At 61.3% G+C, this 15319-nt stretch carries 12 protein-coding genes; 6 read left to right on the top strand and 6 right to left on the bottom strand.

The features are described from left to right. Positions 1-20: 20 nt before the first annotated feature. Complete coding sequence (locus FFH90_RS26965; RefSeq protein WP_138866354.1) at positions 21-818, bottom strand: hydroxymethylpyrimidine/phosphomethylpyrimidine kinase; 798 nt, start codon at positions 816-818, stop codon at positions 21-23. A 428-nt stretch (positions 819-1246) separates the two neighbouring features. Between FFH90_RS26965 and FFH90_RS26960 the strand changes: the two genes are divergently transcribed. From FFH90_RS26960 to FFH90_RS26945, 4 genes are all read left to right on the top strand, one after another. Beyond that, on the top strand, positions 1247-3628 hold the full coding sequence (locus FFH90_RS26960; RefSeq protein ID WP_111454208.1) for a hybrid sensor histidine kinase/response regulator: 2382 nt from the start codon (positions 1247-1249) through the stop codon (positions 3626-3628). Between the two features lie 73 nt (positions 3629-3701). Then, complete coding sequence (locus FFH90_RS26955; RefSeq protein ID WP_138866353.1) at positions 3702-5351, top strand: acyl-CoA dehydrogenase family protein; 1650 nt, start codon at positions 3702-3704, stop codon at positions 5349-5351. Between the two features lie 107 nt (positions 5352-5458). Then, a complete protein-coding gene (gene amn, locus FFH90_RS26950; RefSeq protein ID WP_168206186.1) occupies positions 5459-6958 on the top strand; it encodes an AMP nucleosidase in 1500 nt (499 codons plus the stop codon). Positions 6959-7104: 146 nt separating this feature from the next. Then, positions 7105-7671: a pseudouridine synthase gene (locus FFH90_RS26945; protein ID WP_167331180.1), complete on the top strand. Its 567-nt coding sequence runs from the start codon at positions 7105-7107 to the stop codon at positions 7669-7671. Here the strand turns inward: FFH90_RS26945 and FFH90_RS26940 are convergent. Together FFH90_RS26940 and FFH90_RS26935 are read right to left on the bottom strand one after the other, a co-directional pair. After that, positions 7666-7875 (bottom strand): DUF2788 domain-containing protein, encoded by a 210-nt coding sequence (locus FFH90_RS26940; protein WP_007937369.1) that lies wholly within the window; start codon positions 7873-7875, stop codon positions 7666-7668. The genes FFH90_RS26945 and FFH90_RS26940 overlap by 6 nt on opposite strands. A gap of 226 nt (positions 7876-8101) precedes the next feature. Continuing rightward, positions 8102-8581, bottom strand: a complete 480-nt coding sequence (locus FFH90_RS26935; protein ID WP_007937367.1) for an Lrp/AsnC family transcriptional regulator — start codon at positions 8579-8581, stop codon at positions 8102-8104. A gap of 448 nt (positions 8582-9029) precedes the next feature. On the opposite strand from FFH90_RS26935, the gene FFH90_RS26930 reads away from it, so the two are divergent. Beyond that, entirely contained in the window at positions 9030-10127 is a 1098-nt protein-coding gene (locus FFH90_RS26930; protein WP_138866352.1) for a DUF6515 family protein, read from the top strand. On the opposite strand, the gene FFH90_RS26925 is transcribed toward FFH90_RS26930, so the two are convergent. Together FFH90_RS26925 and FFH90_RS26920 are read right to left on the bottom strand one after the other, a co-directional pair. Further along, positions 10121-11017, bottom strand: a complete 897-nt coding sequence (locus tag FFH90_RS26925) for a cation diffusion facilitator family transporter (RefSeq protein ID WP_111454211.1) — start codon at positions 11015-11017, stop codon at positions 10121-10123. The genes FFH90_RS26930 and FFH90_RS26925 overlap by 7 nt on opposite strands. 29 nt (positions 11018-11046) lie before the next feature. After that, entirely contained in the window at positions 11047-11466 is a 420-nt protein-coding gene (locus FFH90_RS26920; RefSeq protein WP_018925778.1) for a hypothetical protein, read from the bottom strand. 97 nt (positions 11467-11563) lie between these two features. On the opposite strand from FFH90_RS26920, the gene hrpB reads away from it, so the two are divergent. After that, on the top strand, positions 11564-14080 hold the full coding sequence (hrpB, locus tag FFH90_RS26915; protein WP_138866351.1) for an ATP-dependent helicase HrpB: 2517 nt from the start codon (positions 11564-11566) through the stop codon (positions 14078-14080). Between the two features lie 149 nt (positions 14081-14229). Here hrpB and FFH90_RS26910 read toward each other — a convergent pair whose 3' ends face one another. Further along, positions 14230-15309: an endonuclease/exonuclease/phosphatase family protein gene (locus FFH90_RS26910; RefSeq protein WP_138866350.1), complete on the bottom strand. Its 1080-nt coding sequence runs from the start codon at positions 15307-15309 to the stop codon at positions 14230-14232. Between the last annotated feature and the right edge of the window lie 10 nt (positions 15310-15319).

The raw sequence follows: 15319 nt of genomic DNA, 5'->3' as shown, positions 1-15319 counted from the left end.
TGCGCTTTACGCATCGAAAGTTACGAACAGAAATCCAGCGGCAGGCGGCGGGGCACGAACTGGCCTTTGCCCAGTTGTTCCGCATCTCGCAGGGTGCGCCAAGTGTAGTCAAGCGCGCTCTGTACGGCACTGGCGAGGTGTTCACCCTGGGCCAGGCGACCGGCGAGGGCGCTGGCCAGCGTGCAACCGGAACCGTGATAACTGCCGGGCAGGCGCTGGCAGGTAAAGGTTTCGCGGCGACCGTCGCGGCTGTACAGGCGGTTGTGGATTTCGTGTTCGTCGCCATGGCCGCCGGTGATCAGCAGGTGTTTGACGAATGGCAGGAGCTTTTCCGCGCATTCGTCGGCGCTGCCTTCGGGCAGTTCGGCGAGGATGCGGGCTTCGGGAAGGTTAGGGGTGGCGATGATCGACAACGGCAGCAAGCGTTCGCGCATGGCGTAGCCGACTTCGTCCTTGCCCAGTCGTCCGCCACCGCCGGCACGCAGCACCGGGTCGCAGACCACTGGCAAATGCGGGTGCGCTGAAAGCAGTTCGACCACGGTGTCGACCATTTCCAGGGAACCGAGCATGCCCAGCTTGACGGCGGCGACTTCGGAGTCGTTGAGCACGGCATTGGCCTGGGCCAGTACCCACTCGCGATCGAGCACGCGGAAGTCAGTGACGTTGACCGTGTCTTGCACGGTCAGGGCGGTGACGGCCGGAGCCGCATGGCAACCCTGGGCAAGCAGGGCTTCGATATCTGCCTGCAAGCCGGCGCCACCACTAGGGTCGTGGCCGGAGAGACAGAGGACAACGGGGCGAGAGCTGTAGATATTCATGGTGCGCGAGCTTACCACCAAACATGTTTTTCGGGTGTTGCGACGTCCAGTCCGGCCGATACATTGTGGGCGAGGGGGCTTGCCCCCGTTGGGGTGCGAAGCGCCCCCTTTGCCTTCTGTCTGGAACACCGCGTCGGCAGATTTACGACTGCTTCGCAGCCGAACGGGGGCAAGCCCCCTCGCCACAGGTGTTCATCACTCGCCGGGACATTGTCACATCCTGATCAAGCCAACAGCTCTAGCTCAATACATAGCGCTGGAACGCCCGTGCTAGAGCCTTTTTAGGAAAAAATTCAATGGTGTTCAATGGCCACTAACGGCTATGCTAGAGTGGATCCAAACCAATAACAGGTAATACCGGTTTTACGTCTACTCAAAAGGAATGGGGGGCTTCCTGACAGAACCGGACAGGCCACGCTGGGGCTTAAATGCGCTATTTGCTGATGTTGCTGTTGTGCTTGCCCCTCCTGGCGAGCGCCGTCGAGTTCGACGAGTTCACCCAGAGCCTTCCCCTGGGCCGAACGATGCAGGTTTATGAAGACCCGGGCGGTCAAGCGACCATTGCCGATGTCCGTGCGCAAGCCGCGGCCGGGCACTTCAAACCCCACGATAAAGCCACCCTCAACGCCGGCTATTCGCGTTCGGCGTTCTGGCTGAAAATCGACCTGCAATACCGTCCGACCAATCCGTCGGCGCAACGGACCTGGCTGCTGGAATTGGCCTATCCACCCCTCGATCACCTTGATTTGTACTTGCCCGATGCTGGCGGCGACTATCAATTGGTCCGACAGACGGGCGATGCGTTGCCGTTCGCCACTCGCGAAATTCGTCAGAACAACTATCTGTTCGGTCTGAGCTTTGCGCCCGGGCAGGCGCAAACCGTGTACCTGCGTCTGCAAAGCGAAGGCTCGATCCAGGCGCCCGTCACCTTGTGGTCGAGCACTGCTTACCTTGAAGAGCAGCCGGTGCGGCTTTATGTGCTGGGGCTGATTTACGGCGTGTTGCTGGGGATGCTGGTCTACAACCTGTTCATCTTCCTCAGTGTGCGCGATACCAGTTACCTCTATTACATCGTCTACATCGCCTCGTTCGGCTTGTATCAGCTGTCGGTGAACGGCGCGGCCGTGGAGTATTTCTGGCCGAACAATCCGTGGTGGGCCAATGCCGCGACGCCGTTCTTCATCGGCTGTTCAGGGTTGTTCGGCAGCCAGTTCGCCCGCAGCTTCCTGCGGACGGCCACCCACAGCCGCTGGCTGGACCGTGTGCTATTGGCGCTGATCGCGTTCAGTACGCTGGTGGTCGGGTTATCTCTGATGACCAGTTACGCCCTGGCCCTGCGTCTGGCGACGGCGTTGGCACTGGTCTTTACCGTAGTGATTTTCGCTGCCGGGGTTTTCGCCTGGTGGCGTGGCTTGAGGGTGGCGCGCTACTTCATCATTGCCTGGTCGGCATTTTTGCTCGGTGGCGTCGTCAACACGATGATGGTGTTGGGGTATTTGCCCAACGTGTTCCTCACCATGTACGCCAGCCAGATCGGCTCGGCGCTTGAAGTGGCGTTGCTGTCCCTGGCCCTGGCCGATCGTATCAACGCCATGCGCGAGCATCAGGCACAGACGTTGTTCGACGCCGGCCAGAAGCTTGAGGTGCTGAACCAGCAACTGGCTCACAGCAATAGGCTCAAGGACGAATTCCTCGCCACGTTGACCCACGAACTGCGCACGCCCATGAACGGTGTGATCGGTTCGCTGGAGCTGATGCAGACCGTCGAGATGAACCCAGAGCTGGAACAGTATCAGCAAACGGCGGCAGGTTCGGCGCGGGACATGATGCGCATGGTCAACGGCATCCTCACCCTGACCGAATTGCAGGCCGGCAAGCTCAAGGTCTATCCGGACACGTTCAGCTTGCGCAGTATGGTCGAGTCTTTGCGCGGGCAGTTCGATGGCAATGCGTCGAGCAAGTCGCTGGACTTCAAGGTCGAGGTAGCACCCGGGTTGCCGGATCGTTTGTTCGGCGACAGCGGCAAGCTGGCGCAATGCCTGGAATGCTTGCTGGACAACGCAATCAAATTCACCCGAGTCGGTGGTCTGGCGCTGCGGGTGACGGGTAAACCGGCGGCGGAGCCCGGTCGGCTGGCGCTGTCTTTTGCGGTGATCGACACCGGCATCGGTTTTACCGATCTGGGGGAGGCGACGCTGTACCAGCGCTTCTTCCAGCTCGACGGCTCGATGACCCGTGAATATGGCGGTCTTGGCGTTGGCCTGGCGATCTGTCGGCAGTTGGTCGAATTGCTCGGGGGGCGCCTGAGCCACCGTTCCGAACCAGGCCGTGGAAGCCGCTTCCAGCTGGACGTCGAATTCGAGCTGTCGTTGGTGGAGCCTGCTCCCTCGATCACCCGGCAGACCACCGGCCTGCGCTTGCCCCAGGAGTGCACGGTATTGCTGGTCGATGACAACAGCATCAATCAATTGGTGATGCGCGGCATGTTGCTCAAGCTCGGGTTCCGGGTACGCACCGCTGACAATGGCCTTGCTGCGCTCGATCAATTGCAATGTGAAGCCGTTGACGCTGTATTGCTCGATTGCCAGTTGCCGCCAGCGGACAGCGCCTCCATCTGCCGCCGGATCCGTGCGTTGCCGGGTTGCGCCGAATTACCCGTGTTCATGATTGCCCTGAGTGCGGACCGAGTGCACTGCCCGAGCGACACCGTGGTCGACTACCTGAACAAACCGGTGAAATTCGAGGACTTGCAGGCCGCGCTCTATCGACGGGTGCTCTGTTCTGGACAAGGCGAAAGCGCCGACATTTAGGCAGATATGCCACTTTGTTCGGCCTCGGGGCGGTGCTTAACTGAAGCCCTTGGCTGACCAAAGGAGTCCCGTCATGAACCTGCATCAGTTCGCCGAAACCCACGAAGTCACCAACCAGCCACCGTCGCTGGATGGCATCAACCTCTATCGCATCGACCTGCCTTTGCAGGAATGGTCGCGACGGTTCGATGCCGGTTGGGCCGAGTCGCGGATCGACGCTTACGGCGCATTGGCCGGCGGGCCGCTGATGGAGGCCGGGTTTGCGGCCAATCAAAACAAACCCGTGTTCGTCAGCCATGACCGTTACGGCCATCGCATCGACCTGGTGGAGTTTCACCCGGCTTATCACCAGTTGATGCACACGGCGGTGGAGCATGGCCTGACAGGGTTGCCCTGGACCAATCCGCAACCGGGCGCTCATGTGGCTCGCGCGTCCATGACGTATTTGCACAGTCAGGCAGAGGCCGGTAGCGGTTGCCCGTTGACCATGACTTTCGCCAGCGTCCCGGCGATGCGCCTGCAACCGGATCTGGCCCGGCAATGGCTGCCGAAAATCCTCGCCACCGAGTACGACCCGCGCAATGTCGGCATGGCCCATAAGGCCGGAGTCACCATCGGCATGGCGATGACCGAGAAACAGGGCGGCACCGATGTGCGGGCCAACACCACCAAGGCGTTTCCGGTGGGGGGCGGTGGGCCGGGCCAGGCGTATGAACTGGTGGGCCACAAGTGGTTCTGCTCGGCGCCAATGTGTGACGCCTTCCTGACCCTGGCCCAGACCGACAAAGGGCTGACCTGTTTCCTGCTGCCGCGTCATCGCCCGGATGACACGCGCAATCAGTTCTACATACAGCGGCTGAAAAACAAACTCGGCAACTGGTCCAACGCCTCCAGCGAGGTGGAGTTCCGTGGCGCCCTGGCCTGGATGGTCGGCGAAGAGGGCCGGGGCGTTCCGACCATTATCGAAATGGTCGCCATGACCCGTTTCGATTGTATGGTCGGCTCCAGCGCGCTGATGCGCCAGGCCCTGACCCAGGCCAGCCATCACTGCGCCCACCGCAAGGTCGGTGGCAAGTTGCTCAGCGAACAACCCTTGATGCAAAACGTGCTGGCCGACCTGGCCCTGGAAAGCGAAGCCGCCCTGGCGTTGAGCCTGCGCATGGGGCGAGCGCTGGATCATCTGGATGACGACCACGAAGCGAAATTCGCTCGATTGGTGACGGCAGTGGGCAAGTACTGGATCTGCAAACGCGCGCCCGCGATGATCAACGAAGCGGCCGAATGCATGGGCGGCGCCGGTTACGTCGAAGAAAGCATCTTGCCGCGACTGTACCGTGAGGCACCGGTCAACTCGACGTGGGAAGGCTCCGGCAACGTGCAATGTCTCGACGTGTTGCGCGCGTTGTCGAAAGAACCGGGCGTGCTCGATGTGCTGTTCAACGAGTTGGGCGATGGCCATGGCGACAAACGCCTGGCCACACACATCGGCCAGTTGCAGAAGGCGTTCAAGGACACCGACGACATTCAATACCGCGCCCGCCAGCTCACCGAAGACATCGCCTTGGGGCTTCAGGCCAGGCTGTTGCTGGAGGCGGGTAATGCGGCGGTCAGTGATGCGTTCATCGCCAGCCGCCTCGGTTCGGCCGGTCGGGTGTATGGAACGTTGCCACGTGGGCTGGATGTGGAAGCGATTGTGGCCCGCTCGACACCGCAGGGCTTCTGAAGGGCGAAAAGATCGCAGCCTTCGGCAGGTGTACGAGGACCTCTGTAGGAATTGCCGAAGGCTACGATCTTTTTTCACTGTTCCCGTGAAGCGATGATGCAGGCAAGATGAAGGTCTGCAAGCCAGAACACAGGAAGCTGATCGTGACCGAAGCGTTTATTGTCGTTCAAACCGCCGAGCAAGCCGTTGATCGGCTTGCTGTCTTGCACGAGCGTGCAACCACAGCGCTGAATCAAGCGCTCAAGCGTTATCTCAAGGATCGCGTCGAGCCGGACGCTGAACAGCGTGCCCTGTTTCGTTATCCCGAGTTGCGTCTGACCTACCTCTGCCAGGGCGAAGTCCCACAGACCACTCGCGCCTATGCCAAGGTTCAATTGCCGGGGACCTACAGCGTCACCGTCACTCATCCAGCAGCCTTTCGCAAATACCTGCTGGAGCAACTCGTTCCGTTGATGCACGACTTCACCGTGACCGTGGAAGTCGGTGTCAGCCAGCAAAACATTCCTTATCCGTATGTGGTCGAGCAGGGCGATGAGCTGGCCGGCTCTGGCGTTACGGCGGCGGTACTGGCGCGGGTGTTCCCGAGTACGGATCTGTCGGCCGCCACCGATGGCATCGCCGACGGCTTGTACGATTGGGAAAACACCGACCCGCTGCCATTGGCCCTGTTCGATGCCGCGCGGGTGGACTTCTCCCTGCGCCGACTGGTGCACTACACCGGCAGCGACTGGCGGCATGTGCAGCCGTGGATTCTGCTGACCAACTACCACCGTTACGTCGACCAGTTCATCGTTCATGGCCTGGAACAACTGCGCAAAGACCCGCGTTTTGTACGCATGGTGTTGCCGGGCAACGTGATCATCGAAAAGGGCATGGACCACGGCGAAGCCTCGGCGATTGCCGCGGGCGTGGTCTGGCATCGTTACCAGATGCCGGCCTATCACCTGATCGCCAGCGACGGCCATGGCGTGACCTTGGTGAACATCGGCGTCGGCCCGTCCAACGCCAAGAACATCACCGACCATTTGGCCGTGCTGCGTCCGCATTGCTGGCTGATGATCGGCCACTGCGGCGGCTTGCGTCAGTCGCAGACCATTGGCGATTACGTGCTGGCACACGCTTACATGCGTCGCGACGGGATTCTCGACCGGGTGGTGCCACCGAACATTCCGATTCCGGCCTTGGCCGAAGTGCAGTTGGCGTTGCAGCAAGCGGCGGCCAACATCACCGGTGAGAAGGGCGACGAACTGAAGAAACGCCTGCGTACCGGCACCGTGTTGACCTACGACGACCGTAACTGGGAGCTGCGCTGGGCGCAGGAGCGTCCGCTGATCAACCTGTCCCGCGCCGTGGCGGTGGACATGGAAAGCGGCACGATTGCGGCCCAGGGTTATCGCTTGCGGGTGCCCTATGGCACGTTGCTCTGTGTGTCGGATAAACCGCTGCACAGCGAAATCAAACTGCCGGGGTCGGCCAACGCGTTCTATGAGCGCGCGGTCAGCCAGCACTTGAAGATCGGCATCGAGGCGGTGGATCTGTTGCGCACCGAGCTCAACTCGCTGCACTCACGCAAACTGCGCAGCTTCGACGAGCCGCCGTTCCGCTGATTGTTCTCATGGTCATTTGACGGTTGGGGCACTAGCATTAGCAGCCCTGACCGTTAGATGTTCTTCTCGCCATGTCCCGTCCTCAACGTCCCGTTTCCCGCCGCCCTGGCGTGAAGCCTGTGTCATCTTCTTCCGCCCCGCGCCGTATCGCCAAAGCGCCCCCGGCCGAGCCGAAGCTGATTCTGTTCAACAAACCTTTCGATGTGCTGACGCAATTCAGCGACGGCGAAGGGCGGGCGACGCTCAAGGACTTTATCGAGATTCCGGGGATTTACCCGGCAGGACGGCTGGACCGCGACAGCGAAGGCTTGTTGCTGCTGACCAACGACGGCCAGCTGCAGGCGCGGATTGCCGACCCGAAACACAAACTGGCCAAGACTTACTGGGTGCAAGTGGAAGGCGAGCCAACCGCTGAGCAGTTGCAGCGTTTGCGCGAGGGCGTCGAGCTGAACGATGGTATGACCTTGCCCGCCGAGGCGCGGCAGCTTGATGAGCCTGAGCTGTGGCCGCGCAACCCGCCTGTGCGTTTTCGCAAAAGCGTGCCCACCAGTTGGCTGGAGTTGGTGATTCGCGAGGGGCGCAACCGTCAGGTGCGGCGCATGACCGCGGCGGTCGGCTTGCCGACGTTGCGCCTGGTGCGGGTCAAAATCGGTGACTGGTCGATCGAAGGGCTCGATCAGGGACAGTGGAAGGAAGTGCCGGCGCGTTTATAGCGTGCCGGATTCGATCAGGCCGATGACCACGCTTTTGATCACGAATGCGGCCACACCCAACCCCAGCACAAAGAACAGAATGAACGAGCCGAAGCGTCCGGCTTTGGATTTTTTTGCCAGATCCCAGACGATGAAACCCATGAAAATGATCAGGATGCTGACCAGGCCAGTCATCATCCACTCTTCGAAAACAGCAGGATCCATTGAACATCTCCAGCGCGGGCGGGGCTAAAAAGGCCGGGGGAGTATACGCCAAGGGGGATTGGCGGGGTATTGACCTGCGTCGGATTGTGGCGAGGGAGCTTGCTCCCGCTGGGGCGCGAAGCGGCCCCAAAATCAGCGACCGGGTTTAATCTGGCACACTGCGTTCACTGGTTTTGCGACTGCTTCGCAGCCGAACGGGAGCAAGCTCCCTCGCCACAAAGCATTCTCAGCTGCGCAAATGAGTTAAAGGCAACTCCGTGCTGTTGAGCACCTGGTTCAACACGAAACTCGACCGTACACTCGTCACCCCTTCAATCCGGGTCAGATGCCCCAGCAGCAGCTTTTGATAGTGATCCATGTCCGGCACCACCACCTTGAGCTGATAATCCGCGTCCATCCCGGTCACCAGGCTGCATTCCAGCACTTGCGGTAATGTGCGAATGGCGGCTTCGAAGTTCTCGAAACGCTCGGGTGTATGGCGGTCCATGCCGATCAGCACGTAGGCGGTCAGGCTCAGGCCGAGCATCTTGCGGTCCAGCAAGGCGACCTGGCGGGAGATGTAGCCGTCGTCTTCCAGTTGCTTGACCCGTCGCGAGCAAGGCGAAGGCGACAGGCCGATGCGTTCGGCCAGCTCCTGATTGGAGATGCGCGCGTCGCGCTGTAATTCCGCCAAAATACTCAGGTCGTATCGGTCGAGTTTGCTCATCAATCAGGCCTTTGTCATAACTATTGCGGCAGATTATCTATCCTGAGTTAAAAATTGCGCAAGTGATGTTTATTTGAGCAATCTTCGCAATCCTCTGTCGGTGCTCCGGGCCTATTCTTATCACCAGAATCACTGCTCGGACAAACAGTCCAGTGCGGCTCGCCCAATCAGGCCAGCTGCGGTCGCCACCCCCACCGGGGATGCGTCGGCCCCCGAGCTACACACTGTCCAGAAGACGGCGTGAGGTGAGCCGACGTCATAAGCGTCGAGCACGGACGAAGTTCTCAAAGGGAGGCCGACGGGTCTCCCTTTTTTCTTGCCCGCAATTTGGCATGCCCTTAATAAAAAGCCGCTCAATAAAAAAGTTACGTGACTGATAACCTGTTGCAGAACCGGCCTGCGCTTTCCCAGTCTTACGTACAGGCCCTAACCCGCCGTGAGGAAAAGCATGAAATCGCGCATCTGGCGTTTGGCCGGTGTTGGTTTGCTGTGTGTGAGTGTCACTGCACAATCGCTTGCCGATGAACCACAGAACCGCGGCCCCGATGGCGGGCAGCGTGGGCCTGATCATCGGGGCAATGAACAGGGCCAGGGCCGTGGCGGCAGCAATCAGCCACACCCGCAGAACACCGAAATCATTCGTGGCGACAACAGCCGCCAATTTGAGCGCCACGACCAGAATCAGGGTGGCCAGTGGCAGAACCGGGCGCCGCACGAGTCCAACAATCAGGGCGGCCAGTGGCAGAACCGTACGCCGCACGACTCCAGCGTTCAGGGTGGCCAGTGGCAGAACCGTCCGCTACACGATCCAAACGTTCAGGAGCGAGCGCCGCAACAACCGAGTAATAATCTGCCAATCCAGAGTCGGCCCGATACCGTGCGCCAGACCCAGGAACCGCGGCGTGGCTACTATCAGGACGAACCGTGGCGTAACAATCACAACCAGCCATGGCAGACCGGGGGGCGGGAGCCGCGTCACGATGACCGTCGCTGGCCCGGTCGTCCGGAGGGGCACGGCACAGGCTGGGGCCCCGGCCCGCAGTATCGTCCTGGGTACGTGATCGACCGCTTCCCGGAGGAGCGTCACTTCCGCGTGCCGTATCGTGGCCAGGATTATTTCTATTCCGGTGGCTACTGGTATCGCCCGCAAGGCCCGCGTTATGTGGTGGTTCAGCCGCCTCGCGGGATTCGCGTCAGCTACTTGCCCGATTACGCCCGTGAAGTGTGGATCGGCGGCACGCTGTTGTTCCTGGCGGCCGGCGCATATTACGCCTATCAGGAGAGCACTCAGGATTACGTCGTGGTCGACCCTCCTGTGCAGCCGCCACCGGTGAGCAATGGTTATGACGTGGTGGCGTACCCAGCCAACGGCCAGTCGCCGGAGGAAGTCAGCCGGGACGCTTATGAATGTTATCGCTGGGCCGTGCAACAGAGCGGTTTCGATCCACGTACTGCCACCTACCGACCGGATCCGTCGGTGGTGCAAGTTTACCGACAGGCCCAGGGCAACTGCCTGAGCAGTCGCGGTTATCAGGTGAGTTACTGAGCCCTGGCGGCCTTCACCACTTCCTGCGGGTCGGCGTGCACCAGCACTTCGGCTCGCGGGTAGACGGCATGAATCGCATCGGCGGCTTGATCGCTGATGCCGTGGGCGACTGACAGGGTCAAGTCCCCCGGCAATTCCAGATGCAATTGCACGAACCACTGGTTGCCGGAAATCCGCGTGCGCAAGTCGTGGGCACCCAGAACGCCGGGTACGCTGCAGGCCAGTTCGAGCATGTGCTGGCTGACATCGGTCGGCAATTCTTCATCCATCAGCACTGCAAAACTATCCCGGGCGATTTGAATCGCGCTCCAGAGGATGTAAGCAGCGATCCCCAGGCCGAACCACGGGTCGACTTGCTGCCAGCCAAACCCTGCCAGCACCAGCGCTACGAGAATACCGCCGTTGAGCAGCAGGTCCGAGCGGTAATGCAAGGAGTCGGCGCTCACCGCGTTGGAGCCGGTAGCCTTGATTACCCGGTGCTGCAACATCAGCAGGGCCACGGTCAGGACGAGGGAGAACACAATCACCCCGATACTGAGCCACGCTGCGCCTATCGGTTCCGGATGTTTCAACCGTTCGATCGCCTGCAGGGAAATCAGCACGGCACTGCCACCAATGAACAGCGCCTGAGCCATGCCCGCCAATGATTCGGCCTTGCCGTGCCCATAACGATGATCATCGTCGGCCGGGCGCAAGGCGTAATGCACGGCCATCAGGTTGAGCAGCGAGCTAATGCCGTCGAGGGCTGAGTCGGTCAACCCGGCGAGCATGCTCACCGAGCCGCTCAGCCACCAGGCGATGGCTTTGGCGATGATCAATATGCACGCGACCGCCACCGAGGCGCGCGTCGCCAGCCGCAGCAGGCGGGCGTGGTCGGTAGGGGTCGTCATCAGTGCTGTGGTTCCTTCAAATGCACGAATTATGCAGCCGGTTGCAGGCCGAACATAGCCAGTTGCTGGGCGCTGCCCTTGTGCTGGATCAGACGCGGATCGTCCAGCGGGAAGCTGCGGCCCAGTTCACTTTCGAGAATAGTCTGCAACTTGTGGTTATCGACCTTGCCGTCGGCGCCGATGGCTTCCTTGAGTTTTTCCGGCGCCACCTGGGCGGTCCGGCCGGGCTCGAAGTAAATGGCACCCGTGGTGAAGTCCACTGCAAAGGCGATCAGGCCGGGGATGATATAGAACAGCAGGCCCACTGCATCCAGCGCGGCAATGGCCGGGTCAATCTTGCCGTCAATCTGGCCGCGGCGATCGGGGTAGAAAATCGAACCGCAGGCGGTCATTTGGGTCAGCAAGGACGCGATCAATACACCGCCGATCAAGCGAAAGGGAGCACGCATTTGAAATCTCCTGGGTTATCTGGAAACGAAGCATCGTCGATATGAATTAGGACCGCGCTGAACGCCGTTATACTCGGCCCTCTGTTTGGGAGCCAGCATGATTTCTTTGCCAATTGATGAAGTTTTACCCGCCCTGCGTGAAGCCCTCGCTACGCGCCACGAAGCCGTGCTCGAAGCACCGCCCGGTGCTGGTAAAACCACCCGGGTGCCGTTGGCCTTGCTCGATGAGCCGTGGCTGGCCGGGCAGACCATTCTAATGCTCGAACCGCGCCGGTTGGCAGCGCGGGCGGCGGCGGAGCGCTTGGCCAGTGAATTGGGCGAGAAGGTCGGCGAAACCGTGGGTTATCGCATTCGTCTTGACAGCAAGGTCGGCCCCAATACCCGCATCGAAGTGGTCACCGAAGGCATCCTCACCCGGCGCCTGCAGGATGACCCGGCGCTGGAAGGCGTGGGGTTGCTGATTTTCGATGAATTCCACGAGCGCAGCCTCGATGCCGACCTAGCGCTGGCCCTGAGCCTGAATGGCCGGGAGCTGTTCCGCGACGATCAACCGCTGAAGATCCTCTTGATGTCGGCAACCCTGGAAGGCGAACGCCTGGCCGGGTTGCTGGATGACGCGCCAATCCTGCGCAGCGAAGGTCGCATGTACCCGGTGGCGATGCGCTGGGGCCGGCCGTTTCAGCCCGGTGAGTTCATCGAGCCAAAGGTGGTGCAGACCATCCTCGACGCGCTGAACGATGAAACCGGCAGCCTGCTGGTGTTCCTGCCGGGGCAGGCGGAAATTCGGCGGGTGCATCAACAATTGGCCGATGCCTTGGGCGAGGGCACGCCGGTGTTGCTGTGCCCGCTGCACGGCGAACTGGACCTGGCGGCGCAGCGGGCGGCGATTGACCCGGCGCCTGCGGGCAAGCGCAAAGTGGTGCTGGCCACCAACATCGCTGAAACCAGCCTGACCATCGACGGTGTGCGCGTGGTGATCGATGCCGGGCTGGCGCGGGTGCCGCGTTTCGACCCCGGCAGCGGCATGACTCGCCTGGATACCCAACGGATTTCCAAAGCCAGTGCCACGCAGCGCGCAGGCCGGGCCGGGCGTTTGGAGCCCGGTGTGTGTTATCGCTTGTGGTCGCAGGATCAGCACGAGCAACTGGCGGCTTACGCCAGTGCGGAAATCCTCTCGGCGGACCTTGCCGGGCTGGCCTTGCAACTCGGTCGTTGGGGCGTGACGCCGGGGCAGTTGGTTTGGCTCGATGTGCCTCCGGCAGCGGCTTATGCACAGGCCCAGGATCTGCTTGAGCGTTTGGGTGCGCTGGAGGGCGAAGCGCTGACCCGTCATGGTCAGGCCATGGCCGAACTGCCGGCCCATCCACGGATCGCCCATTTGCTGTTGCGTGGCCAGGCGCTCGGTCTGGCCGACATGGCCTGTGATGTCGCGGCACTGCTTGGTGAGCGCGATATCTTGCGTGGTGCTGGCGCGGACCTGCACAGCCGACTGGTGCTGTTATCCGGTGAAGAGCGGGCCGCTCGCGGTGCGCAGGGCGGTGTTCAACGGGCCCGGCAACTGGCGCGACAGTATCGCGGTTATTTGCGCGGCAAAGCGTCGGAGCCGGTCAACGATCCCGAACATCCGCGTTGGCTCGGTGCGCTGCTGGCATTGGCTTATCCCGATCGGGTCGCCCAACAGCGGCGGGCCGGTGGCGCTGAATATCGCCTGGCCAACGGTCGTGCGGCGTTGTTTGCCGAGGCGGACAGCCTGATGAAGCAACCGTGGCTGGTGATCGCCGATCTGGGCAGTCGTCAGGGCCAGCGTGAAGAACGGATTTATCTGGCGACGGATTTTGATCCGGCGCTGTTTGATTCGGTGCTGGCCGAACAGGTGCGGTGTGTCGATCAATTGGATTGGGATGAGCGCGAAGGTGTGCTGCGGGCCGAGCGTCAGCGCAAGGTCGGCGAGTTGATCCTCAGCCGCGAACCGCTGACCGGGCTCGATGAAAGTGCTCGCAGTCAGGCGTTGGTGAATCTGGTGCGGCGCAAAGGTCTGGAGCTGTTGCCCTGGACGCCAGAGCTGCGTCAGTGGCAGGCGCGGGTGGCGTTGTTGCGGCAGTTGGATCTCGCGGGTAAAGGCGAGAGCGAATGGCCGGATGTCAGCGACGCAACATTGCTCAAAAGCCTCGAACACTGGCTGATGCCCTATCTGGGGAAAGTCTCGCGGCTCAGTCACTTCGCCAATCTGGACCTGTCGAGCATCGTTCACAACTTGCTGCCGTGGCCGTTGCCGCAACGGCTGGATGAGCTGGCGCCGCATCATTTGAGCGTGCCGTCGGGCTCATCGATTCGTCTGGATTACAGCGAGCAGCCGCCGATTCTGGCGGTGCGGTTGCAGGAGTTGTTCGGCTTGGCCGAGACTCCGCGGATTGCCGGCGGCCGGCAAGTGGTGAAACTGCATCTGTTGTCCCCGGCGCGGCGGCCAGTGCAGGTGACGCAGGACCTGGCGAACTTCTGGCGCAGCACCTATGCCGAGGTGAAGAAGGATTTGAAGGGGCGGTATCCGAAGCACTACTGGCCGGATGATCCGCTGGTGGCCGAGGCGACGGCGCGGGTTAAGCCTCGTAAGTAGGGCACGGATTTTTGTGGCGAGGGAGCTTGCTCCCGTTGGGCTGCAAAGCAGCCCCAAATTCTGTCACATCATTTTTCAGGTGCGTGGTGTCAATCGGTTTACGACTGCTGCGCAGTCGAGCGGGAGCAAGCTCCCTCGCCACAGGTGTTTTATGGCGCGGCCGGCAACAGAAACCGCGCAATCACCGGCAAATGATCGGAAATGCGCAACGTATCGTCCTGCCGCACCCGCGCTTCGACCCGTTTGATGCGCGGGCTGTAAAACAGGTAATCGACGGTCCGGTCCGGCCCGTTCAAGCCGGGATCATTCGGGTAATGGGTCAACCATTGTGCCCGGTCGATACCGCTGGCTTCGTTGTTGGTGGGGATCATCGGGTATTTGTCCCACAGCACATGCAGCGCGCTGTCGGCAGAGTAGGGCGTGCGTTGCTCGGCGGGCAGGCGTTGATACTGGCCCAGCGGCAACAGGTTGAAATCTCCACCGATCAACCACGGCGTGCCTTGGCTTTCGAACTTGTCGAGCACCTTGGCCACGGCGGTCACCTGGGATTGCAAGGTATCGTCGAGCTGGCTGGTGCGGTCCAGATGGGTGTTGAGCACGGCCATCTGGCCACCGTCGTTCAATGCCAGGTACGTGACCAGCAAGGCGTCTTTCGGCTTGAACTGACGGCTGATGACATTGGCCGGCGCGACCGGCAATTGCAGGCGTTCGGCGTGTTCGATCCGGTAGCGGCTCAGGGTCGCCAATTGCCGGCCAACGCTGCCGAAAATATGCGGTTCAGGTACGAAGTCGGCTTTCCAGTCGAAGGCCTGAGTGGTGCACGGATACAGGTCGGTGACCCGATCCTGAAGTAATTTGAACTGGTTCTGGTAGTCGCTGGCCTTGGCGCCGTCATCGAGTTCTTGCAACAGCACGATGTCCGGTTGCTCGTCGCGAATCACCCGCGCCACTTCGTCGAGGCTGAAGGCCATGTCTTCAGGTGTAGGGGATTCGTCGTCTCCTGCGGTCAGGTCGTTCCAGAACACGTAGCGCTTGCCGGCCAGATACTGGACGTTCCAGGTCATCACCTTCAACGCCTGACCGGGCACCAGCGTCGGCGCCTGGGCGTTGCAACTGACCGGCAGCGCTTCCTTGGCGTCGGGGCGCCAGGTCAGGCTGTAGATCAGCATTGCAATCAGGCTGATGGCGATCAGCAGGCCCAGCAGGGTGTAGCGCAGTAGACGGGGCATAGCTCGGCTT

Source organism: Pseudomonas sp. ATCC 43928, assembly GCF_005938665.2.
In the GTDB taxonomy this organism is placed as follows: domain Bacteria; phylum Pseudomonadota; class Gammaproteobacteria; order Pseudomonadales; family Pseudomonadaceae; genus Aquipseudomonas.
This window is presented reverse-complemented; position numbering and strand designations above follow the sequence as displayed.